Origin of the sequence: Pseudomonas azadiae (genome assembly GCF_019145355.1) — a bacterium.
Taxonomy (GTDB): Bacteria; Pseudomonadota; Gammaproteobacteria; order Pseudomonadales; family Pseudomonadaceae; genus Aquipseudomonas; species Aquipseudomonas azadiae.
Genome location: NZ_JAHSTY010000002.1, coordinates 938,399 through 959,515 on the forward strand (window position 1 = coordinate 938,399; position 21,117 = coordinate 959,515).

The window sequence follows — 21,117 nt, forward strand, 5'->3', positions numbered from 1 at the left end:
GTCGCTACCCCTGGAATAGTTGCAAAACATGACTAGAGAGTCGCCCAACACGCGGCTTCATGGCAAGGCTTGCGCGCTTTCTTATGCGCCCCACGGTGGGCTTGGGTAAACTGCGCGGCTTTCTTGAAGGAGTTCACATGAGTCAGTACCAGCCGGGCATTCTTGCCGCACCGGTGCCGTTGCAGGCACGCCATCTGTTCTTTGCCGTGAACTCCCTGGCCGCCGTGCCCGCGGCGCTGGATGCGCTGGTGCAGTTGGCCGATTCGGCGGCGGTGGTCGGTTTTGGCGAACCGCTGGTGAACGCACTGGGCGCTCGGATTGAAGGCCTGCGCAGTTTCCCGAGTCTCAGCGGGCCGGGCGCGCACAACCCGTCTACCCAGCAGGCGCTGTGGGTCTGGTTGCATGGCGTGGATCGGGGTGAACTGCTGTTGCGCAGCCGTGCATTCGAAAAGGCCCTGGCCCCGGCGTTCCGTCTGGTGCAAATGACCGAGGGCTTCCGCTACAAGACCGGCTTCGACCTCACCGACTACGAAGACGGCACCGAGAACCCCCACGACGACGCGGCGGTTGCAGCCGCTCTGACCGCCAGCGGCGCCAGCTTTGCCGCGATCCAGCAATGGCAGCACGACCTCGACGGTTTCGCCGCGTTGCCGGCGCAAGAGCGCGACCACATCATCGGCCGTCGCCACGGCGACAACGAAGAACTCGACGACGCCCCCGAGTCCGCCCACACCAAACGTACCGCCCAGGAAAGCTTCACCCCAGAGGCCTTCGTGATACGCCGCTCCATGCCGTGGGCCGAGAATGGCCAGGCCGGCTTGATGTTTCTCGCGTTCGGCCACTCCTTCGATGCGTTCGAAGCACAACTGCGCCGTATGAGCGGCCTGGAAGACGGGATTGTCGATGGCTTGTACCGCATCAGCACACCCTTGACCGGCGGTTACTACTGGTGCCCGCCGTTGAAGGACGGGCACTTGGACCTGCGCGCGATGTTCATTCCGCGAGGACCTGGCTACTTGGCCGGGCAGTGAATTGATGGTGGGAGCGGTGGTCGGTCTTCGTGGTTTTTGCGGCCGGCCATTGTGTGGTCAAGCTGACTACGCCACCCACTCCACGGCTCCGCTGTGCAGCCGATAAATACCGCCCACGATAGCGAGTTTACCGGCGGCCTGGGCATCGGCCAGCAGGCTTGATTCGGTCTTGAGACGCGCCACCGTGTCCCGGACATTTTGCGCAATGGCGTTATCCAGCAGGTCGCCGGGCGCTTTCAGTACTTTGTGCACCGACGGTTTGAGGATGTCGACCAGGCCCTGGATTTTCCCGGGGAAGGTCACATGATCCTTGATGGCCTTCACGCCTGCCGAGATAGCGCCACAGCGGTCATGGCCGAGTACCAGGATCAGCGGAGTCCCCAGTGTCGCAACGGCGTATTCGAGGCTGGCCAACCCGTGGTCGGTGACGAAATTGCCTGCTAAACGCACGGCAAAGAGGTCGCCCAGCCCGGTGTCGAAGACGAACTCGGGGGCGATCCTCGAATCGGCGCACGCCAGCACGGCCGCAAAGGGGTGTTGACCCTCCACCAGAGGCACACGCTCAGCCATGAAGTCATGGCGTGTGCTCATGTTTGCGATATAGCGCTTATTGCCCTCCATCAACCTGGCCAATGCGTGCTGGGGATTGGCAACCATCAAGGGCACGGAGGTTTCGCAGGCCTGCACGCTCGGCAGTTTACTGGCCAGGAACACACCGGTGCCGGCTGCGGCCAGGCGCAAGAAGTTTCGACGGGCATCGGAGGGGGTGGATTCATGAGCGTTGCGCATCGGCTGGGTTCTCGCAGGGCGAAAGAGGGAACGCCAAGGTTGCAAACAATGTCACGCAAAAATGTAGGGTACTTCTGATTGAACAGGGATAATCGCGCCGGGTTCGGGTTCTTCCGGTCTCCCAACCGGAAGGCCCTGATGACCAGCGCGCCGCTGGCCCGCAGCGGCGGGGCGAGTGGCCTGCGTTTGCAGCCCTATGGGAAAAAGCCGTTGTAGAACACGGTTGCGGAAGGCTACCGTTGCGACCTGAATATTTCGGGATGTTTCATTTTTATGTCCAGCCTGGTACTCCGAACTGCTGATACCCAGTCGCGCCGCGCCGCGCTGACCCTGGCTCTATGCTTGCCCAGTGACGTGTTGCTCTACCTGTTGCTGCCCATGGAATCCCAGGCCTTCGGCATTACGCTGGCCCAAGCCGGGGTTTTGCTGGCGGCGAACCGCCTGGTGCGGATCTTCGGCTACCGGCATGTGCTCAATTTCTACGCGCGCAACGGCGACCGCCTGACCTGCATGATTGCCGCCGGCGCCGCGACGCTGTGTGCCGTGGGCAATTCGTTTTTGTCAGGGTTTGCCGCATTGTTAGGGCTGCGGCTGGTGTGGGGCCTGTGTTTTGCCGCGTTGAACCTGTCGACCCAAGTGTTGGCCACTTCGGAACCGGCCGGTGCCGCGCGCCGGGCCGGGCGTTCGCGGGCGCTGATTGCCCTCGGGCCGATGCTGGCGTTGCCGCTGGGTGGCTGGTTGACGCTGTGGGCCGGCCCGCGTCCGATCTTTCTGATCCTTGCGGGCGCGTGCCTGGTGGGCGTGTGGATGGCGCGCGGCTTGCCAGCGGTGGGGCATGATTTGCAGAGCACGCCGGGGCGCCGCTTCAAATGGCCGGACAGCGTGGCGGTGTGGTCGTTTATCGAGGGTGTGGCGCTCGATGGTCTGTTTATCTTCGGTTTGTCGATCCAGGCGCAGAAGTTGCTTGGCGGGGATGCGGTACTGATTGCGGGGGGCTTGATGGCGCTGCGCTATGTCTCGGAAATGCTCCTGAGCCCTTTGGGCGGCCGCGCCGCGCAGCGTTTTGGCGCCACGTCGATATTGCTGCTGTTTTCGTTCTTGAGCGCCCTGGCCCTGACGGCGTTTGGCAGCCACTGGGTGATTGTCGGCGCGGCGGCGGTGCTGGTGCTGCGCGCGCTGCAACTGCCGCTGGTGACTACCCTGGTGGCGGAGCGCAATCCCGGTTCGATGCGCGTGTCGGCCCTGGCCTCGAATGCCGTGTGGCGTGATATCGGCGCCGGCCTCGGGCCATTGCTGGCTGGCCTGTTGCTGCCGATTGCCTCGGCGCCCTGGGTGTTCGGCCTGGCGGGCGCGGCGATTGCGCTGAGCGCGGTTTTTTGCTGGCGGGTAAAAGTGCCCACCTGACCGGCTGGCTCAAGCAGTGTTGATGGCGGCCAGCCAGGCGGGGTCGAAGCGGGTCTGCTCGGTGTCGATCCCCAGCGCCTGCATCCTGGCCTTGTGCGCCTCGACCTCGCCGACCAATTGCGCCTGAGCGCTGGAGTTGGCGTCCAGTTCATGCATCTGCGTCAGGCCCAGGTGGTAAAAACGCAGCACCTTCATGGCCGTCGGGTCATTGGCTTGCGCTCGCTCGGTCACCTTGTGCATCACATTGGTCACGCTCATCAGGCTGCGCTTGAGTTGCCAGCCATACACCGCGGGCGCCAGCCACGCCTGGGTCCAGAACGGCCCGCGCACCAGGGCCAGGGTGATCAGCACCCCGGCGAAGACGCCGCCGACATTGAAACGCAAATTGTCACCGCCGGGCTCGCCGAACAGCATCACCGCCAGGCTCGACAACAACATGGCCAGGGCCAGGAACACCACGGCCACGATCAGCGTGCTGCGCCGGGTCTGTTGGCGGAAGGTCACAGGATCGCAGGGTTTGAGCTCGAACATCCGGGTCGTATCTCCAGAAGGGGCCGGCATCATCTCACGCCTGGGCAAACAAGTTGAACGATGCCGCACCACAGTTTCTCTAAATCTGTGTCGACCTTTTGAGGGAAACCATCATGCCCGAATACAAGCAGCCACCGCCCGGTACGCCGGACCCTGACCGCACGCCCGGTGAAGAGGAGCGCGACAACGATGCGTTGCGCCCCAATGACCCGGCCGAACGCCAGGACGACGACGTGGAACGCGTCGAGGAAAACCTTGAGAACCTCCACGACAAAGCCCGCCCGCTTTAAATTAAACAAGGAGACCGCCCATGAGCACCCCCCCGAAAGGCCCGCATTCAAGCGAGCATGCCAGCGGTCAGGATGAGTTGGGTTTCGATCCGGACTCGCCTGACGTGGCGGACCCGCAGGTCGACCCGATCGGCGCGGCCATCGCCCCGCTGGACAAAGAAAAGAACGATCAGGCCGAAAAAAAGCCGCCCTACGATCCGCTGGGCGACTTGAAGAAATAAATCGGGCCCCGCCATCCAGCGGGGCCTTTGCTTATTTGGGCGGCGTCCAATTGACGTCGGTAATACCATACTTCTCCGCCCACGGCCGGGTGGTCTTCTTGACTTGCTCATGACCGACACGACCAACGCGACTGACATGAGCTACATCGGCATCCACCGCCGCCCAATGCCAGGCCTCGGCGTTGTTCATCACCTCGGCACGCACCACAAAGGATTTCGGCTTGCCGTGAAGCTGATAGTGGATGGTGTAGATTTTTGCGGTACTCATGTTGCCTCCCTGTGTTGTTATAGATGGATACGGGAGCGTCGAAAAAGGTTCATTCAAAATGACAGCCCGCGTGCTGGCGCGGCATAGTGACGCTTTCACCTCGCGCCTGAGGATTGCGCCATGCCTGTGCTGAACCATAGCCGTCTCTACCTGCAACGCCTGGGTTACGACACGCCACCAGCGCCGACCCTGCAAACCTTGCAGGGTCTGCAACTGCGCCATGTGTGCACGTTTGCCTTCGAGAGCCTGTCGACCTTGCTGCACCTTCCGGTGCCCATCGACTTGGCCAGCGTCGAGCAAAAGGTGCTGCTGGAGGGGCGGGGTGGCTATTGTTATGAATTGAACCAGATGTTCCTCGCCCTGCTGCAGGAACTCGGTTTTGACGCACGCGGCATCACCGGCCGGGTGGTCATGGGCGGTCCGCCGGATGCACACACTGCGCGCACCCATCGCTTGAGCCTGGTGACCCTGGATGGCGTGCGCTACGTCACCGACGTCGGCTTTGGCGGCATGGTGCCCAGCAGTCCGTTGCAATTGGATACAGATGCGCTGCAGACCACGGCCCACGAACCGTATCGCCTGACTTTCGACGGGCAGGGCGGTTATACCCTGTGGGTACAGGTAGCCGGAGAATGGCGTGGTTTGTATGTGTTCGACCTGCAACTGCAGACGGCCATCGACTATGAAGTGGGCAATTGGTACGTCTCTACGCACCCGGGTTCGCCTTTTGTTGGCCAATTGAAAGTCGCACGTTTGGCGCCGGGTCAACGCCATACCTTGAACAACGCTCACTACGCGGTCCATTACCTGGATCGACCGAGCGAAAAACGCACCCTCGAAAGCGCCGACGAGTTGCTGGATGTGCTCACCGATACCTTTGGCATCCGCGTGCCGGTCTCGATGCGGTTGCCCCAGGTAAACAATGGCCTTTTAATAGCTTCTACTTGAGACTATTGAGATAGAGCCATCGCTGAACCGTTTTACCTTAAAGTTCGTGCAAATTAATTCGAACCTTTCGCGCTTGTCGGGGTTCGAATCGGTTCCTGAATAATTTGCTCACCAGACAAGGAGATGTAAAACGATGTCCAAGCTATTCGGAAAATTCTTCAAGGGTTCTTCGCTGCTGGCGCTGGTCGCTGCGCCTGCCGTGGTGTTCGCCGCACCGTCCACCGACCCGATCTCCACTTTCGGCATCCTGGGCAGCTATAACGATTTCAAATTCGAAGGCGGCAGCGAAAGCGACAAGAGCCACATGCCGCAAGCGGGCCTGTTCTACAATTTCGGCAACAAGCTCACCGCCGAATCCGGCTTTATCTACCAGGCCGGTATCGAAGCCAAGTACGGCGAGAAGAGCGACAACAAACTCAAGGAAGCCCAGGCCGACCTGGATCTCGGCTGGCGTGCCGCGCTGGACGCGCGCAACTTTGTCGATGTGATCGTCGGCGGCGGCTACAGCTGGACCCGTTACGAGCCCGAGATCAACGACCTCGACGTGAAGCTCACCAACAAAATGCCGTTCGCCAAGGCGGCCTTGGGCTACAACCACCAGTTCGACGATATGACCCTGCGTTTGGAAGCCGGCGCCCGTCGTTCCATCGACGGCCGCACCAGGCTCAAGGTGGATGACTTTGGCAGCGACACCGTTGACCTCAAGGACCGCACCAACCCCTACGCCGAAGTCAGCCTGCTGATGAACCAGAAGGGTGACCTGCCGGTGGTTGCAGGCCTGTACTACACGCGTACCGAGTACAAGCTTGACGGCGACTCCGACGTGGCCGACAACACCAAACTCAAGCGTGACGAGTACGGCTTCAAGGTCGGTATCGCGTTCTGACGCCATGTACCGAAAAACGCCCCGAATATCCGGGGCGTTTTTTTAAGGCAATTGCAGATCAACCCAAAGCGGCAAGTTGCGCCACGGTCTCAGGAAAACGTGCCACCAGGCGAATCAGCGTGGCAGCCTGGGCATTCGGCTTGGCCCGGCCTTGCTCCCAGTTTTCCAGGGTGCGGGTGTTGGTGCGCAGGTACATGGCGAACACCGACCGGGAGAGGTTGAGTTGTTGGCGCACGGCGACCACTTCCTCAGCGGTGAGTGGCGCCAGGTTTTTAAGGTGAACCTTGTGGGTCCGCAGGGTGACTTTGCCTTGGCGTTCGTCTGCCAGGGCGTCGAAGCCTTCGACCAGTTCGGAAAATATTTCACGTTTCATGATGTGTTCTCGCTTTGATTTCCCTGTCCAGCATGTGTTTTAGGGCTTTTTTGTGCTGTGGTGTCAGGTCATCCTGTTCGTGTTTGCCGTACAGGGTGAACAGCCAGAATTGCGTGCCGCCCGACCACCAGTAGTAAATGACCCGCAGGCCACCGCGCTTGCCTTTGTTGCGTCGCTCATCGATGAAGCGAACTTTGCGCAGTCCGCCTGTTCCCTCGATCACATCTCCTGCTTCCGGATTCTTCATCAACTCTTGTTGAAAACCCTGGAAAAGCTCGTCACTCAGATAGTCCTTGCGATGCCGCTCGAAGGCCGGCAGTTCGATAAATAGAGCATCCATGTTCTGTACGTAGCCTGCGTATAGTTTGGTGGCCCACTCGCAAAGGGTCAAGTGACCCTGCTGTGGGAACTTTCCTAAAACGCAGACACCATACGGCGGCCTTCATCGGGTAGATGCCGGATGGGGAGGCAGGCGAGCGAGGAAATTTCCGTGAATAGGGGAGGGTAAAAACCCCTGCCCCTGAAACGCAAGACGGCGCCCGAAGGCGCCGTCTTGTTTACTGCATCCTGCTAAGCGATCAAACGCCCAACACCGCATGCTGCACCAGAGTGAGCAACGGTTGTGGGTACACGCCCAGGAAGAACGCCAGCAGGGCGATGGCCAGCAGCATCACGCCACCTGCCTTCTGTTCCCAGTGCAGCTCGGCATCCACACGGCGCAGGTTTGGCTCGATCAGGTAGAGGGTCACCATCACGCGCAGGTAGTAGAACACGCCGATGGCGGAGCCCAGTACCAACGATGCAACCAGCCACCATTCGTGGGCCTCGACACCGGTCGCCACGATGTAGAACTTGCCGATAAAGCCGGCGGTCAGCGGGATACCGGCCAGTGACAGCATCATCACGGTCAGCACGGCGGTCAGGTACGGACGGCGCCAGAACAGGCCGCGGTATTCGTACAGGGCGTCGGCGTCACGGCCTTTGAACGGCGAGGACATCAAGGTAATCACGCCAAACGCGCCGAGGCTGGTGATCACGTAAGTGACCAGGTATACGCCCATGGCTTCCACGGCCAGGCCTTTGCTCGCCACCAGGGCGATCAGCAGGTAGCCGAAGTGAGCGATCGAGGAGTAGCCCAGCAGACGCTTGAGGTTGTTCTGGGTCAGGGCCAGCAGGTTACCGAACAGGATCGACGCAATGGCGATCACGGTCAGTACGTCGCTCAGCACGCCGGTGTTGGCCGCTGGCGAGATCTGGAACAGACGCACCATCACAGCAAACACGGCAACCTTCGACGCGGTCGCCAGGAACGCCGCCACCGGCGCCGGGGCGCCTTCGTACACGTCCGGGGTCCACAGGTGGAACGGCACCAGCGACAGCTTGAACGCCAGGCCGATCAGCATCATCGCCAGGCCCAGTTGGGCAATCGGCGCCGGGCTGTTGGTAGTGGCAAGGGCGTGACCGATACCGGTGAAGCTCAGGCTGCCGGCTTCTGCGTAAAGCAGGGCCATACCGAACAACAGGAACGCGGAACCGGCGGCCGACAGCACCATGTACTTGATGCCGGCTTCCAGCGAGCGCTTGTTGAAGAAGGCATACGCCACCAGGCCGTAGGTCGGGATCGACAGCAGTTCCAGGCCGATGAACAAGCCGGCCAGGTGCTGCGCGCTGACCAGCACGACACCGCCGGCCGCGGCCAGCAGGATCAGCAGGTACAGCTCTTCCTTGTTGCCCGGGTAGCCGGTGCCGCCTTCGCCGAGGTAAGCGTGGGCGAGGGTGACGCAGGCCAGGGTCGCGACCAGGATCAGCGCGATGTACAGCAACGCGAAGTCATCGATCATCATCAACGGCGTGACCGCCAGTGGCGCGACCTTGAGGGCCGGGATAATCGACAGCAGTGCCAGGTTGAGACCGGCACAGGACAGCAGGAATGTTTGCGAATGATTGCGGCGCCACGCGATCGCCAGCATCACCACCACGATGGTGAGGCTGGTGATCAGCAGCGGCGCAAGCGCGATAAAGTGTTGGATCGTGAATTCCATAGCGCTCTTACCGGGCCGAAGCGAGTTGAGAGAAGGCGGTGCCGAACCACTGCTGCACGCCATGCATCGTCGCGGCAGAAGTGTCCAGGAACGGTTGCGGGTACACGCCGATATAGATCAGCAAGACCGCAAGGCCGAGCACCATGATCAGTTCGCGCGCATCCATCCCTTGCAGGACGGTGTCGGACTTGGCCGGGCCGAAGTAGGCGCGGTGGATCATGATCAGCGAGTAGACCGAACCGAACACCAGGCCGGAGGTGGCAATGGCGCTGATCCACGGCGTTTGCACGAAGGCACCCATCAGGATCAGGAACTCGCCGATGAAGTTACCGGTACCCGGCAAGCCCAGGGACGCGGCGGCGAAGAACAGGCTGATCGCCGGCAGGTACGCGATGCGCGACCACACGCCACCCATTTCACGCATGTCACGGGTGTGCAGGCGCTCGTACAACTGGCCACTGAGGATAAACAGCGCAGCGGCAGACACACCGTGGGCCAACATCTGGATCACCGCGCCTTGCAGCGCCAGTTGGCTACCGGAGTAGATGCCGATCAGTACGAAACCCATGTGGGACACGGACGAGAAGGCAATCAGACGCTTGATGTCGGTTTGTGCGAAGGCCAGGAACGCACCGTAGAAGATCCCGATCAGACCCAGGGTCATGGCGATCGGCGCGAACTCGGCCGAGGCATTCGGGAACAGCGGCAGGGCGAAACGCAGCAGGCCGTAGGCCGCCGTCTTCAACAGGATACCGGCCAGGTCCACGGAGCCGGCAGTCGGCGCCTGGGCGTGAGCGTCAGGCAGCCAGGAGTGGAACGGCACCACCGGCAGCTTCACCGCGAACGCGATGAAGAAGCCCAGCATCAGGATGTACTCGGTGGTCAGGGACATCTTGGTCTTCAACAGATCGGCGTAGTTGAAGGTGATCACGCCGGTGTTGTTGAAGTTGACCAGTACCAGGCCCAGGATCGCCACCAACATGATCAGGCCGGAAGCCTGGGTGAAGATGAAGAACTTGGTCGCCGCGTAGATCCGGGTTTTCTTGCCGTCCGAAGAACTGTGACCCCAGAGCGCGATGAGGAAATACATCGGCACCAGCATCATTTCCCAGAAGAAGAAGAACATGAACAGGTCCAGCGCCAGGAACACGCCGACAACGCCGCCCAGGATCCACATCAGGTTCAGGTGGAAGAAGCCCACGTGGCGCTGGATCTCTTTCCAGGAGCAGAGTACCGAGAGGATACCCAGCAGGCCGGTCAGCAGGATCATCAACAGCGACAGGCCGTCGAGGGCCAGGTGCACGTTGATGCCGAAGCGCTGGATCCACACGTGCTTGAATTCAAGCGCGAAGGTGGGATCGACACCCGGTGCCGGAGCGAATGAATAGTCACCATGGGCCCACAGCCAGAGGCCGAGCGCGAGTTCCAGGGACATGGTCAGCAACGCAATCCAGCGGGGGAGGGTGGCGCCGAAGCGTTCACCCATCCAGCAGAGCAGGCCGCCGATAAAGGGGATCAGGATTAGCCAGGGCAGAATCATGACGGGCTCGTTTCCTTTCGCAAGTTCGCAAAGTACGCAGTGCACTTAAACATAGTCAGACCGCTACCACGACGATGGCGCCGATCACCAGAACGGCACCCGCCGCCATGGACGCTGCATACCAACGCAATTGGCCGGTCTCGCTGCGGCTCAGGGCGGTGTGACCGGCCTTGGCGGCACGCGGGATCAAACCGATGGTCTGGTCGAGCGGATCTTTACGCAGTACATGGCTGATGGCGAGGTAAGGCTTGACGAACAGTTTGTCGTAGAGCCAATCGAAGCCCCAGGCGGCGAACCACCAGGCCGACAGGAAGCGCCCGATGCCACTGTTGGCAACCGCCGTGACGAAGCGACGCTTGCCGAGGAACAGCAGGGCCGCCAGCAGGATACCGGCAATGGCGATGGCACCCGAGGCGATTTCCAGGCTGTGCTTGTCGGCGCCGCCGGCATGGCCGACGCTTTCAGGCAGCACACCGGCCAGTGGCGGGGTGATCAGGGCGCCGATAAAGGTCGACAGCACGATCAGCACCGACAGCGGCAACCAATGGGAAATGCCGTGGCCTGCGTGCGCTTCGGTCTTGGCTTCACCGTGGAAGGTGATGAAGATCAGGCGGAAGGTGTACAGCGAGGTCATGAAGGCACCCACCAGGCCTGCGTAGAGCAGGTTCTGGTTACCGCTGGCGAAGGCTTCCCAGAGGATTTCGTCCTTGGAGTAGAAACCGGCGGTCACCAACGGCAGGGCGGCCAGGGCGGCGCCACCGACGATGAAGCTGGCGTAGGCCAGCGGCAGTTTCTTCCACAGGCCGCCCATCTTGAAGATGTTCTGCTCGTGGTGGCAGGCCACGATCACCGCACCGGAAGCGAGGAACAGCAGGGCCTTGAAGAAGGCGTGGGTCATCAGGTGGAAGATCGCCGCGTCCCAGGCGCCAACGCCCAGGGCCAGGAACATGTAGCCGATCTGGCTCATGGTCGAGTAGGCGAGGATCCGCTTGATGTCGGTCTGCACCAGGGCAGCAAAACCGGCCAGCACCAGGGTCACGCCGCCGACCACGCCCACCAGGTGCAGGATATCCGGCGCCAGGGTGAACAGGCCGTGGGTACGCGCGATCAGGTAGACGCCGGCGGTCACCATGGTTGCGGCGTGGATCAGTGCGGAAACCGGTGTAGGGCCCGCCATCGCATCCGCCAGCCAGGTTTGCAGCGGCAGTTGCGCCGATTTACCGACAGCGCCACCCAGCAGCATCAGGGTCGCCAGGGTGATCCAGAAGTCGCCGACCTGGAATTTCTGCGGTGCCAGCACCAGCAGTTCCTGGATGTTCAGCGTGCCCACCTGTTGGAACAGGATGAACAAGCCGATGGCCATGAACACGTCGCCGATGCGGGTGACGATAAAGGCCTTGAGCGCGGCGTTACCGTTGTTGCGGTTGCTGTAGTAGAAACCGATCAACAGGTACGAGCACAGGCCCACGCCTTCCCAGCCGAAGTACAGGAACAACAGGTTATCGCCCAGCACCAGGAACAGCATGCTGGCGATAAACAGGTTGGTGTACGCGAAGAAGCGCGAGTAACCGGCTTCACCGCGCATGTACCAGGACGCGAACAGGTGGATCAGGAAGCCCACACCCACCACCACGCCAAGCATGGTGATCGACAGGCCGTCGACATAGAGGGCGAAGTTGGGCTTGAAGCCCTCCACCGACATCCACTGCCACAGCACCAGGGTGTAGTGACCGCCTTCCGGCGGCGCCACGTTGAATTGCCAGATGACATAGGCGGCAACGATCGCCGACAGGCCAATCGAGCCAACGCCGATCAGGGCTGAGAGGTTTTCCGACCAGCGCCCGCGAGAGAACGACAGCAGCAGGAAACCGATCAGGGGAAATACGAAAGTCAGAAAGATCATGTTCATCCGCGCATCTCACTGGCAGCGTCGATATCAAGCGTGTGGAAGCGACGATACAGTTGCAGCAGGATCGCCAGGCCGATACTGGCCTCGGCGGCTGCCAGGCTGATCACCAGGATGAACATGACTTGTCCATCCGGCTGGCCCCAACGTGCACCCGCGACAATGAACGCCAGTGCCGCAGCGTTCATCATGATTTCCAGGCTCATCAACACAAACAGAATGTTACGGCGGACCATCAGGCCGACCAGGCCAAGGCAGAACAGGATGCCGGCGACCGCCAGACCATGCTCCAAGGGGATAGCAGGCATCGTCATTGCTCCTTGGCTTCGTTGCGGCCCAAGTGGAAGGCGGTGATGGCTGCGGCGAGCAGCAGCATCGAAGCCAGTTCGACCACCAGCAGGTACGGTCCGAACAGGCTGATGCCCACGGCTTTCGCGTCCACGGTGGTGTGGCCGATGGCCTGGCCGCTCTGGTGAGCGAACAGCACATACAGCAGTTCACCCAGCAGCAGTGCTGCGAGGACAACCGGGCCGAGCCAGATGCCGGGCTTGAGCCAGACGCGCTCCTGGGCGACCGACGCCGGCCCCAGGTTGAGCATCATCACCACAAACACGAACAGCACCATGATGGCGCCAGCGTAGGCGATCACTTCCAGCACACCGGCGAACGGTGCGCCGAGTGCGAAAAAGGTCATGGCCACGGCGATCAGCGAAATGATCAGGTAGAGCAGGGCGTGCACGGGGTTGGTGTTGGTGATCACGCGAAGCGTGGACACAACTGCGATACCCGATGCGAAATAGAAAGCGAATTCCATCTTTCTTCCTTAAGGCAGCAAGCTCTTCACGTTGATCGGCTCGGCTTCGTTTTGTGCGGCGCCTTTGGGCTTGCCCGCAACGGCCATACCTGCAACACGATAGAAGTTGTAATCAGGGTTTTTACCGGTACCGGAGATCAGCAGATCTTCCTTCTCGTACACCAGGTCCTGACGTTTGAACTCGGCCATCTCGAAGTCCGGCGTGAGCTGGATCGCGGTGGTCGGGCAGGCTTCCTCGCAGAGGCCGCAGAAAATGCAGCGCGAGAAGTTGATGCGGAAGAAGTCCGGGTACCAGCGACCGTCTTCGGTTTCAGCTTTCTGCAGGGAGATGCAACCCACCGGGCACGCCACGGCGCACAGGTTGCAGGCAACGCAACGCTCTTCGCCATCGGGGTCGCGGGTCAGTACGATACGGCCGCGATAGCGCGGCGGCAGGTACACCGCTTCTTCCGGGTATTGCAGGGTGTCGCGTTTGCGGAAGCCGTGACCGAACACCATCACCAGGCTTCGCAACTGGGTACCGGTACCCTTAACGATGTCGCCAATATATTTGAACATGGGTCAAATCCTCACTGAACCGCGCCCGCTGGCGTGTTCAACAACACAACGGCAGCGGTCACCAGCAAATTGATCAGGGTCAGCGGCAGGCAGAAGCGCCAGCTGAAATCCATCACCTGGTCGTATCGTGGACGCGGAATGGAAGCGCGCAGCAGGATAAACAACATGATGAAGAACGCGGTCTTCAGGAAGAACCAGAAGAACGCCAACTGCGGCAGGATGCCGAACGGACCGTGCCAGCCGCCGAAGAACAGCGTGACCAGCAGGGCCGAGATCAAGATGATGCCGATGTACTCACCGACGAAGAACATGCCCCACTTCATGCCGGCATATTCAATGTGGTAACCGTCGGCCAGTTCCTGTTCCGCTTCCGGCTGGTCGAACGGGTGACGGTGAGTCACGGCGACGCCGGCGATGAAGAAGGTACAGAAGCCGAAGAACTGCGGAATGATAAACCACAGGTTCTGCGCCTGGTACTCGACGATGTCGCGCATGTTGAACGAGCCGACCTGCACCACGATGCCCATCAGCGCCAACCCCATGAACACTTCATAGGATACGGTTTGCGCCGAAGCCCGCAAGCTGCCCAGCAGGGCGAACTTGTTGTTACTGGCCCAACCGGCGAACAGCACGGCGTAGACCGACAAGCCGGCCATGGCGAAGAAGAACAGCAAGCCGATGTTCAGGTCCGCCACGCCCCAGGTCGGGGTGATCGGGATGACGGCAAAGGCGATCAACAAGGCGCTCATGGCCACCACCGGTGCCAGGGTGAAGATCACCTTGTCGGCAAACGGCGGCGTCCAGTCTTCCTTGAAGAACATCTTCAGCATGTCGGCGGCGATCTGGAACATGCCGAACGGGCCAACGCGGTTCGGACCGTAACGGTCCTGCCACCAGCCCAGCAGGCGACGTTCGACGAAGCTGAGCAGGGCGCCCGCAACGACCACGGCCAACAGGATCACGATGGCCTTGACGACCGAGATGATCACGTCGATCACTTCAGGGGTGAACCAGGTCATTGCGCTGCCTCCTGCAGACCGTCAACGGTTTTGCCAAAGATTGCCGCGGGAATACCGGCAATGCCTTTTGGCAATGCCACCAGGCCGGCGCCCAACGCTTCGTTGATGCGCAGCGGCAGGCGCAGGGTCTGACCAGCCACGTTCAGGCTGAGCAGCGCACCGTCGTTGACGCCGAGGCGGTCGGCTTCGGACTTGGCCAGGGACACGTAAGGCGCGGGGATGCGTTCTTGAACCGGTGCGGCCTTGGAAGAGGTCTCTTCGCTGCCGAACAGGTGGAAGAACGGCACGACCTGCCAGGTACCCTGGGCCGGGTTGAACGGACGCGGTACGGCGGCGAACCAGTTCAGCGAATCCCCGCTGCTTTCGATCAGGCGGGTGCCCGGGTCGCCGGCGCGGATGTGACCACCGACTTCGTCCTGGAACTTGTTCCAGGCCTGCGGCGAGTTCCAGCCCGGCGACCAGGCGAACGGCACCTGCTGACGCGGTTCGACCGAACCCGAGTAACCTTCCATGGAGAAAGCGAACGCGGTGTCGTTGTCTTGCGGGGTACGCGGTTCGTGCACGCTGATGTTGGCGCGCATGGCGGTGCGACCGGAGTAACGCAGCGGTTCACGGGCCAGTTTCAAGCCCTTGATGCGGAACGCGGCGGATGGCGCGGCATCGACGATACGCGCCAGCTGCGGCGCGCTGGCGGCGGTGGCGGCAGTGACGTGGTCGAGCTGGGTCCAGTCGATCGGCTGGTTCAGCAAGGTCGCGCGCAGGGCATGCAGCCAGCGCCAGCCTTCGTGCACCAGGATGCCGGCGTCCATGTACTTCGGATCGAACACCTGGAAGAAGCGCTGGGCGCGGCCTTCCTGGCTGACCAGGGTGCCGTCGCCTTCGGCGAAGGTCGCCGCTGGCAGCACCAGGTCGGCACGCTCGCTGGTGGCCGTCTTCTGGTGGTCGGCGACGATCAGGACCTTGGTCGCGTTCAGCGCAGCGTCGACCTTGGCCGCATCGGTGCGGGTGTACAGGTCGTTTTCCAGCACCACGATGGCGTCGGCCGTGCCGTCGATCACCGCTTGCAGGGCTGCGTCCACGGACTCGCCACCGAGCATGGCCAGGCCGAGGCTGTTGGCTTCCGGCACGACCAGGCTGATGGAACCGTTCTTGTCGCACAGCTTCAGGGCTTTGGCAATATTCGCAGCCGCCTCGATCAGCGCCTTGGAACCCAACGAGGTACCGGCAATGATCAATGGACGCTTGGCGGCCAGCAGGGCGTCGGCGATACGCTGGGCCAGTTCAACGGCTTCAGTGTCCAGGCCTTCGACCGCCGGTGCGCTGGCGTCCAGGGCGTGAGCCACGGCGAAACCGAGGCGGGCCAGGTCGTCCGGCGCGGCGTGTACGCATTCTTCGGCGATATCGTCGAGCTTGGTTTCAGCGATGCTGGCAATAAACAGCGGGTTCAGCGCGTGCTGGCCGATGTTTTTCACCGCCGCGTCGAGCCAGGGCTGTACGCGCATGGCGTCGGCCATGTCTTCGGCCTTGCCTTTGACCGACTGGCGCAGCGACAGCGCGATACGCGCGGCGGTCTGGGTCAGGTCTTCACCCAACACGAAAATCGCGTCGTGGTCTTCGATGTCGCGCATGTTCGGCACGGGCAGCGGGCTGTCGTTGAGCACTTGCAGGACCAGGCGGATACGCTCCAGCTCCCCGGCTTCGATGCCGCTGTAGAAGTGCTCGGCGCCGACCAGCTCGCGCAACGCGAAGTTGCTTTCGAGGCTGGCGCGTGGCGAGCCGATCCCGACGATGTTGCGGCCACGCAGCAGGTCGGCGGCCTTGTCCAGCGCGGCATCCAGGCTCAGCTTGGCGCCGTCGGCCAGCAATGGCTGGCGCGGGCGGTCTTCGCGGTTGACGTAGCCGTAGCCGAAACGGCCACGGTCGCACAGGAAGTACTGGTTGACCGAACCGTTGAAGCGGTTTTCGATGCGACGCAGTTCACCATAGCGCTCGCCCGGCGAGATGTTGCAACCGCTGGAGCAGCCATGGCAGATGCTCGGGGCGAATTGCATATCCCACTTGCGGTTGTAACGCTCGGAGTGGGTCTTGTCGGTGAACACACCGGTCGGGCAGACCTCGGTGAGGTTGCCGGAAAACTCGCTTTCGAGCACGCCGTCTTCAACGCGACCGAAGTACACGTTGTCGTGGGCGCCGAACACGCCGAGGTCGGTGCCGCCGGCGTAGTCCTTATAGAAACGCACGCAGCGATAGCAGGCGATGCAGCGGTTCATCTCGTGGGAAATGAACGGGCCCAGTTGCTGGTTCTGGTGGGTACGCTTGGTGAAGCGATAACGGCGCTCGTTGTGGCCGGTCATCACCGTCATGTCCTGCAGGTGGCAGTGACCGCCTTCCTCACAGACCGGACAGTCGTGTGGATGGTTGGTCATCAGCCACTCGACGACACTGGCGCGGAACGCCTTGGACTCGTCATCGTCGATGGAGATCCAGGTGTTGTCGGTGGCGGGCGTCATGCACGACATGACGATACGACCACGGGTGTCGTTCTCGTCGGTGTACTGCTTGACCGCACACTGGCGACAGGCACCGACGCTACCAAGCGCGGGGTGCCAGCAGAAATACGGGATGTCGAGGCCGAGTGACAGACATGCCTGTAACAGGTTGTCCGCCCCATCGACTTCGAGCGCTTTGCCGTCTACGTGGATAGTGGCCATGGTTCAAAGTTCTTCGTTGGCCCGTTGTCAGCGGGCGTGGCTAATGGAATCTTGTTATTCATGTGCATCTACACAGCCATCAAGGCGTCAGCACATGAGAAAGGCGAAGGGCACGGACCCTTCGCTTCCTTGAAGCGTTACGCGCCGACCATGGTCGGCGTTACCACCTGAGTGAGCTCGCCCGCGCGGGTAGGCGCGATGCCGGCCTCGAATTCAGGGCGGAAGTATTTGATTGCGCTGCCCAGTGGCTCCACGGCGCCCGGTGCGTGAGCACAGAAGGTCTTGCCAGGGCCGAGGAAGTTGACCAGGCCCAGCAGGGTTTCGATGTCACCCTCGCGGCCTTCGCCGTTTTCCAGCGCCATCAACAGCTTGACGCTCCACGGCAGGCCGTCGCGGCATGGGGTGCAGAAGCCGCAGGACTCACGGGCAAAGAACTGCTCCATGTTGCGCAGCAACGAGACCATGTTCACCGTGTTGTCCACCGCCATTGCCAGGCCGGTACCCATGCGGGTGCCCACCTTGCCGATGCCGCCAGCATACATTTGCGCGTCCAGGTGCTCGGGCAACAGGAAACCGGTGCCGGCGCCGCCTGGCTGCCAGGCTTTCAAGGTGTAGCCGTCGCGCATGCCGCCGGCGTAGTCCTCGAACAGCTCGCGTGCGGTCACGCCGAACGGCAGTTCCCACAGGCCGGGGTTCTTGACCTTGCCGGAGAAGCCCATGAGCTTGGTGCCCATGTCTTCACTGCCGGCGCGGGCCAACGATTTGTACCAGTCGACGCCGTCGGCAATGATCGCCGGCACGTTGCACAGGGTCTCGACGTTGTTCACGCAGGTCGGCTTGCCCCACACGCCCACGGCGGCCGGGAAGGGCGGCTTGGAGCGTGGGTTGGCGCGACGGCCTTCGAGGGAGTTGATCAGGGCGGTTTCTTCACCGCAGATATAACGCCCGGCGCCGGTGTGCACGAACAGTTCGAAGTCGAAACCCGAACCGAGGATGTTCTTGCCCAGCAGGCCCGCTGCCTTGGCTTCGGCCACGGCACGGTTGAGGTGCTTGGCGGCGGTGGTGTATTCGCCGCGCAGGAAGATGTAGCCCCGGTAGGTCTTCAGCGCGCGTGCGCTGATCAGCATGCCTTCGATCAGCAGATGGGGCAGTTGCTCCATCAGCATGCGGTCTTTCCAGGTGTTGGGCTCCATTTCATCCGCGTTGCACAAAAGGTAACGGATGTTGATGGATTCGTCCTTGGGCATCAGGCCCCACTTCACGCCCGTGGGGAAGCCTGCACCGCCGCGGCCTTTGAGGCCGGCGTCTTTCACCGTCTGGACGATGTCGTCCTGGGCCATGTCGGCGAAGGCTTTGCGCGCCGCCGCGTAACCGTTCTTGGCCTGGTATTCGTCGAGCCACACGGGCTCGGCGTCGTCACGCAGGCGCCAGGTCAGCGGGTGAGTTTCGGCCGAACGCTTGATCAGGTTGGCCGGGCCGAAAGATGTCAGGGTCATGGGTAGCCCTCGAGCAATTGGGTCACGCCAGCAGGCTGCACGTCACCGAATGTGTCGTCGTCGATCATCAACGCCGGCGCCTTGTCGCAGTTGCCCAGGCAGCACACCGGCAGCAGCGTGAAGCGGCCGTCTGCGGTGGTCTGGCCCAGGCCGATGCCGAGCTTGGCCTGGATTTCGCTGACCACGGACTCGTGGCCACCGATGTAGCAGACCATGCTGTCGCACACGCGAATGATGTGGCGGCCCACCGGCTGGCGGAAGATCTGGCTGTAGAACGTTGCCACGCCTTCAACGTCGCTGGCGGGGATGCCGAGGATCTCGCCGATGGCGTAGAGGGCGCCGTCGGGCACCCAGCCACGTTCCTTCTGGACGATCTTCAAGGCTTCGATCGACGCCGCGCGCGGGTCTTCGTAGTGATGCAGCTCGTGCTCGATGGCCGAGCGCTCGGTTTCACTCAAGGTGAAACGGTCTGTCTGGATAAGCGTGCTGTTCATGCTTAGCGGTCCACGTCGGCCATAACGAAATCGATACTACCCAGGTACGCAATCAAGTCCGCGACCATCTCGCCTTTGATCACCGAAGGGATCTGCTGCAAGTGCGGGAAGCTTGGCGTACGAATCCGGGTGCGGTAGCTCATGGTGCCGCCATCGCTCGTCAGGTAATAACTGTTGATACCCTTGGTCGCTTCGATCATCTGGAAGGATTCGTTGGCCGGCATTACCGGGCCCCACGAAACCTGCAGGAAGTGCGTGATCAGGGTTTCGATGTGCTGCAGCGTGCGCTCTTTGGGCGGCGGCGTGGTCAGCGGGTGGTCAGCCTTGTAGGGACCTGCCGGCATGTTGCGCATGCACTGCTCGATGATCTTGAGGCTCTGGCGCATTTCTTCGACGCGCACGATGCAGCGGTCGTAGGCATCGCCCTTGGCCGCCAGCGGCACTTCGAATTCGAAGTTTTCGTAGCCGGAGTAAGGGCGCGCCTTGCGCAGGTCGAAGTCCAGGCCGGTAGCGCGCAGGCTTGGGCCGGTAACGCCCCATTCCAGGGCTTCCTTGGTGTTGTACTGGGCGACGCCGATGGTACGGCCCTTGAGGATGCTGTTGTCCAGGGCGGCTTTCTGGTATTCGTCCAGGCGCTTGGGCATCCAGTCGATGAAGTCCTTGACCAGGCGTTCCCAGCCGCGCGGGAGGTCGTGGGCCACACCGCCGATGCGGTACCAGGCCGGGTGCAGGCGAAAGCCCGTGATCGCTTCGATCACGGTGTAGGCTTTCTGGCGGTCGGTGAAGGTAAAGAACACCGGGGTCATGGCGCCCACGTCCTGGATGTAGGTGCCCAGGAACAGCAAGTGGCTGGTGATCCGGAAGAACTCGGCCATCATGATGCGGATGGTGTCGACGCGGTCCGGTACCTTGATGCCGGCCAGCTTCTCGACCGAGAGCACGTACGGCAGGTTGTTCATCACGCCGCCGAGGTAGTCGACGCGGTCGGTGTACGGAATGTAGCTGTGCCAGGACTGGCGCTCGCCCATCTTCTCGGCGCCACGGTGGTGGTAGCCGATGTCCGGTACGCAGTCGACGATTTCTTCACCGTCCAGCTGCAGAATGATACGGAAGGCACCGTGAGCCGAAGGGTGGTTGGGGCCCAGGTTGAGGAACATGTAGTCCTCGTTGGTGCCCGAGCGCTTCATGCCCCAGTCTTCCGGGTTGAAACGCGCCGCTTCTTCCTCGAGCTGTTGCTTGGCCAGGGTAAGGCTGAAGGGGTCGAACTCAGTGGCGCGCGCCGGGAAGTCCTTGCGCAGCGGATGGCCTACCCAGGTCGGTGGCATCATGATGCGGGTCAGGTGCGGGTGCCCCGGGAAGTCGATGCCAAACATGTCCCAGACTTCACGTTCGTACCAGTTGGCATTCGGCCAGATGCCGGTCACGGTCGGTACGCTCAGGTCGCTTTCGGATAGGGCAACCTTGAGCATCACGTCGCTGTTACGTTCCAGCGACATCAAGTGGTAGAACACGGTGAAATCGGCGCCAGTCGGCAAGCCCTGGCGCTTGGTGCGCAGCCGCTCATCCACGCCATGCAGGTCATAGAGCATGACGTAGGGCTTGGGCAGGTTGCGCAGGAAGGTCAGGACTTCGATGAGCCTGGCGCGGGCAACCCACAGCACGGGCATGCCGGTGCGGGTCTCCTGGGCGGTGAACGCCTCGGCGCCAAAACGGTTGTTCAGTTCGACGACCACGTCCTGGTCGTTTGCCTTATAAGGCGGGATGTACAGAGCACTGCCTGTAGTCATGGTTATTTA

Annotated in this window: 22 protein-coding genes; 6 read left to right on the plus strand and 16 right to left on the minus strand. The window is 61.8% G+C overall.

Annotated features, from left to right (window positions below; all coding sequences use genetic code 11):
• Positions 1–137: 137 nt before the first annotated feature.
• Positions 138–1,031 carry a Dyp-type peroxidase gene (locus KVG91_RS20650; RefSeq protein ID WP_217894931.1) on the plus strand — a complete coding sequence of 298 codons (894 nt, stop codon included), beginning with the start codon at positions 138–140 and terminating at the stop codon, positions 1,029–1,031.
• Between the two features lie 66 nt (positions 1,032–1,097).
• Here KVG91_RS20650 and KVG91_RS20655 read toward each other — a convergent pair whose 3' ends face one another.
• Positions 1,098–1,820: a carbonic anhydrase gene (locus tag KVG91_RS20655; protein WP_169376063.1), complete on the minus strand. Its 723-nt coding sequence runs from the start codon at positions 1,818–1,820 to the stop codon at positions 1,098–1,100.
• A 273-nt stretch (positions 1,821–2,093) separates the two neighbouring features.
• On the opposite strand from KVG91_RS20655, the gene KVG91_RS20660 reads away from it, so the two are divergent.
• Positions 2,094–3,224: an MFS transporter gene (locus tag KVG91_RS20660; RefSeq protein WP_169376062.1), complete on the plus strand. Its 1,131-nt coding sequence runs from the start codon at positions 2,094–2,096 to the stop codon at positions 3,222–3,224.
• Between the two features lie 9 nt (positions 3,225–3,233).
• Here KVG91_RS20660 and KVG91_RS20665 read toward each other — a convergent pair whose 3' ends face one another.
• Positions 3,234–3,755: a DUF3087 family protein gene (locus KVG91_RS20665; RefSeq protein WP_169376061.1), complete on the minus strand. Its 522-nt coding sequence runs from the start codon at positions 3,753–3,755 to the stop codon at positions 3,234–3,236.
• A 113-nt stretch (positions 3,756–3,868) separates the two neighbouring features.
• Between KVG91_RS20665 and KVG91_RS20670 the strand changes: the two genes are divergently transcribed.
• Positions 3,869–4,045, plus strand: a complete 177-nt coding sequence (locus tag KVG91_RS20670; RefSeq protein WP_165448098.1) for a hypothetical protein — start codon at positions 3,869–3,871, stop codon at positions 4,043–4,045.
• A 20-nt stretch (positions 4,046–4,065) separates the two neighbouring features.
• On the plus strand, positions 4,066–4,266 hold the full coding sequence (locus KVG91_RS20675) for a DUF6021 family protein (RefSeq protein WP_169376060.1): 201 nt from the start codon (positions 4,066–4,068) through the stop codon (positions 4,264–4,266).
• 31 nt (positions 4,267–4,297) lie between these two features.
• On the opposite strand, the gene KVG91_RS20680 is transcribed toward KVG91_RS20675, so the two are convergent.
• Positions 4,298–4,534, minus strand: a complete 237-nt coding sequence (locus KVG91_RS20680; RefSeq protein WP_169376059.1) for a DUF6555 family protein — start codon at positions 4,532–4,534, stop codon at positions 4,298–4,300.
• Positions 4,535–4,654: 120 nt separating this feature from the next.
• On the opposite strand from KVG91_RS20680, the gene KVG91_RS20685 reads away from it, so the two are divergent.
• Positions 4,655–5,482, plus strand: a complete 828-nt coding sequence (locus tag KVG91_RS20685) for an arylamine N-acetyltransferase family protein (protein WP_169376058.1) — start codon at positions 4,655–4,657, stop codon at positions 5,480–5,482.
• A gap of 133 nt (positions 5,483–5,615) precedes the next feature.
• Positions 5,616–6,368 (plus strand): outer membrane beta-barrel protein, encoded by a 753-nt coding sequence (locus KVG91_RS20690; RefSeq protein WP_169376057.1) that lies wholly within the window; start codon positions 5,616–5,618, stop codon positions 6,366–6,368.
• A gap of 58 nt (positions 6,369–6,426) precedes the next feature.
• Here the strand turns inward: KVG91_RS20690 and KVG91_RS20695 are convergent, their stop codons facing one another.
• From KVG91_RS20695 to nuoC, 13 genes are all read right to left on the minus strand, one after another.
• Entirely contained in the window at positions 6,427–6,741 is a 315-nt protein-coding gene (locus tag KVG91_RS20695) for a helix-turn-helix domain-containing protein (RefSeq protein WP_033896843.1), read from the minus strand.
• Positions 6,731–7,081 (minus strand): type II toxin-antitoxin system RelE/ParE family toxin, encoded by a 351-nt coding sequence (locus KVG91_RS20700; protein WP_071493394.1) that lies wholly within the window; start codon positions 7,079–7,081, stop codon positions 6,731–6,733. Before KVG91_RS20700 ends, KVG91_RS20695 begins: the two co-directional genes overlap by 11 nt.
• 238 nt (positions 7,082–7,319) lie before the next feature.
• The gene (nuoN, locus tag KVG91_RS20705; protein WP_169376056.1) at positions 7,320–8,783 is read right to left on the minus strand and encodes an NADH-quinone oxidoreductase subunit NuoN; all 1,464 of its coding nucleotides are present in this window, start codon (positions 8,781–8,783) and stop codon (positions 7,320–7,322) included.
• A 7-nt stretch (positions 8,784–8,790) separates the two neighbouring features.
• The gene (nuoM, locus tag KVG91_RS20710; RefSeq protein WP_010209575.1) at positions 8,791–10,323 is read right to left on the minus strand and encodes an NADH-quinone oxidoreductase subunit M; all 1,533 of its coding nucleotides are present in this window, start codon (positions 10,321–10,323) and stop codon (positions 8,791–8,793) included.
• A gap of 55 nt (positions 10,324–10,378) precedes the next feature.
• Entirely contained in the window at positions 10,379–12,232 is a 1,854-nt protein-coding gene (nuoL, locus tag KVG91_RS20715; protein ID WP_169376055.1) for an NADH-quinone oxidoreductase subunit L, read from the minus strand.
• Positions 12,229–12,537 (minus strand): NADH-quinone oxidoreductase subunit NuoK, encoded by a 309-nt coding sequence (gene nuoK, locus KVG91_RS20720; protein WP_003174727.1) that lies wholly within the window; start codon positions 12,535–12,537, stop codon positions 12,229–12,231. Before nuoK ends, nuoL begins: the two co-directional genes overlap by 4 nt.
• Positions 12,538–12,539: 2 nt before the next feature.
• A complete protein-coding gene (nuoJ, locus tag KVG91_RS20725; RefSeq protein ID WP_057721781.1) occupies positions 12,540–13,043 on the minus strand; it encodes an NADH-quinone oxidoreductase subunit J in 504 nt (167 codons plus the stop codon).
• Positions 13,044–13,052: 9 nt separating this feature from the next.
• Positions 13,053–13,601, minus strand: a complete 549-nt coding sequence (gene nuoI / locus KVG91_RS20730) for an NADH-quinone oxidoreductase subunit NuoI (protein WP_076950807.1) — start codon at positions 13,599–13,601, stop codon at positions 13,053–13,055.
• Positions 13,602–13,612: 11 nt separating this feature from the next.
• The gene (gene nuoH / locus KVG91_RS20735; RefSeq protein WP_169376054.1) at positions 13,613–14,620 is read right to left on the minus strand and encodes an NADH-quinone oxidoreductase subunit NuoH; all 1,008 of its coding nucleotides are present in this window, start codon (positions 14,618–14,620) and stop codon (positions 13,613–13,615) included.
• Entirely contained in the window at positions 14,617–17,331 is a 2,715-nt protein-coding gene (nuoG, locus tag KVG91_RS20740) for an NADH-quinone oxidoreductase subunit NuoG (RefSeq protein ID WP_169376053.1), read from the minus strand. Before nuoG ends, nuoH begins: the two co-directional genes overlap by 4 nt.
• A 137-nt stretch (positions 17,332–17,468) precedes the next feature.
• On the minus strand, positions 17,469–18,827 hold the full coding sequence (gene nuoF, locus KVG91_RS20745; RefSeq protein ID WP_076950805.1) for an NADH-quinone oxidoreductase subunit NuoF: 1,359 nt from the start codon (positions 18,825–18,827) through the stop codon (positions 17,469–17,471).
• Positions 18,824–19,321: an NADH-quinone oxidoreductase subunit NuoE gene (nuoE, locus tag KVG91_RS20750; RefSeq protein ID WP_003232080.1), complete on the minus strand. Its 498-nt coding sequence runs from the start codon at positions 19,319–19,321 to the stop codon at positions 18,824–18,826. The genes nuoF and nuoE overlap by 4 nt, the downstream gene beginning before the upstream one ends.
• Before the next feature lie 2 nt (positions 19,322–19,323).
• A complete protein-coding gene (gene nuoC, locus KVG91_RS20755) occupies positions 19,324–21,108 on the minus strand; it encodes an NADH-quinone oxidoreductase subunit C/D (protein WP_169376052.1) in 1,785 nt (594 codons plus the stop codon).
• Positions 21,109–21,117: the final 9 nt, after the last annotated feature.

Excerpts from the sequence above, each read along its gene's own strand:
- KVG91_RS20650 (WP_217894931.1), top strand. The coding sequence starts at position 138 with ATGAGTCAGTACCAGCCGGGCATTCTTGCCGCACCGGTGCCGTTGCAG.
- KVG91_RS20655 (WP_169376063.1), bottom strand. The coding sequence starts at position 1,820 with ATGCGCAACGCTCATGAATCCACCCCCTCCGATGCCCGTCGAAACTTC.
- KVG91_RS20660 (WP_169376062.1), top strand. The coding sequence starts at position 2,094 with ATGTCCAGCCTGGTACTCCGAACTGCTGATACCCAGTCGCGCCGCGCC.
- KVG91_RS20665 (WP_169376061.1), bottom strand. The coding sequence starts at position 3,755 with ATGTTCGAGCTCAAACCCTGCGATCCTGTGACCTTCCGCCAACAGACC.
- KVG91_RS20670 (WP_165448098.1), top strand. The coding sequence starts at position 3,869 with ATGCCCGAATACAAGCAGCCACCGCCCGGTACGCCGGACCCTGACCGC.
- KVG91_RS20675 (WP_169376060.1), top strand. The coding sequence starts at position 4,066 with ATGAGCACCCCCCCGAAAGGCCCGCATTCAAGCGAGCATGCCAGCGGT.
- KVG91_RS20680 (WP_169376059.1), bottom strand. The coding sequence starts at position 4,534 with ATGAGTACCGCAAAAATCTACACCATCCACTATCAGCTTCACGGCAAG.
- KVG91_RS20685 (WP_169376058.1), top strand. The coding sequence starts at position 4,655 with ATGCCTGTGCTGAACCATAGCCGTCTCTACCTGCAACGCCTGGGTTAC.
- KVG91_RS20690 (WP_169376057.1), top strand. The coding sequence starts at position 5,616 with ATGTCCAAGCTATTCGGAAAATTCTTCAAGGGTTCTTCGCTGCTGGCG.
- KVG91_RS20695 (WP_033896843.1), bottom strand. The coding sequence starts at position 6,741 with ATGAAACGTGAAATATTTTCCGAACTGGTCGAAGGCTTCGACGCCCTG.
- KVG91_RS20700 (WP_071493394.1), bottom strand. The coding sequence starts at position 7,081 with ATGGATGCTCTATTTATCGAACTGCCGGCCTTCGAGCGGCATCGCAAG.
- nuoN (WP_169376056.1), bottom strand. The coding sequence starts at position 8,783 with ATGGAATTCACGATCCAACACTTTATCGCGCTTGCGCCGCTGCTGATC.
- nuoM (WP_010209575.1), bottom strand. The coding sequence starts at position 10,323 with ATGATTCTGCCCTGGCTAATCCTGATCCCCTTTATCGGCGGCCTGCTC.
- nuoL (WP_169376055.1), bottom strand. The coding sequence starts at position 12,232 with ATGAACATGATCTTTCTGACTTTCGTATTTCCCCTGATCGGTTTCCTG.
- nuoK (WP_003174727.1), bottom strand. The coding sequence starts at position 12,537 with ATGCCTGCTATCCCCTTGGAGCATGGTCTGGCGGTCGCCGGCATCCTG.
- nuoJ (WP_057721781.1), bottom strand. The coding sequence starts at position 13,043 with ATGGAATTCGCTTTCTATTTCGCATCGGGTATCGCAGTTGTGTCCACG.
- nuoI (WP_076950807.1), bottom strand. The coding sequence starts at position 13,601 with ATGTTCAAATATATTGGCGACATCGTTAAGGGTACCGGTACCCAGTTG.
- nuoH (WP_169376054.1), bottom strand. The coding sequence starts at position 14,620 with ATGACCTGGTTCACCCCTGAAGTGATCGACGTGATCATCTCGGTCGTC.
- nuoG (WP_169376053.1), bottom strand. The coding sequence starts at position 17,331 with ATGGCCACTATCCACGTAGACGGCAAAGCGCTCGAAGTCGATGGGGCG.
- nuoF (WP_076950805.1), bottom strand. The coding sequence starts at position 18,827 with ATGACCCTGACATCTTTCGGCCCGGCCAACCTGATCAAGCGTTCGGCC.
- nuoE (WP_003232080.1), bottom strand. The coding sequence starts at position 19,321 with ATGAACAGCACGCTTATCCAGACAGACCGTTTCACCTTGAGTGAAACC.
- nuoC (WP_169376052.1), bottom strand. The coding sequence starts at position 21,108 with ATGACTACAGGCAGTGCTCTGTACATCCCGCCTTATAAGGCAAACGAC.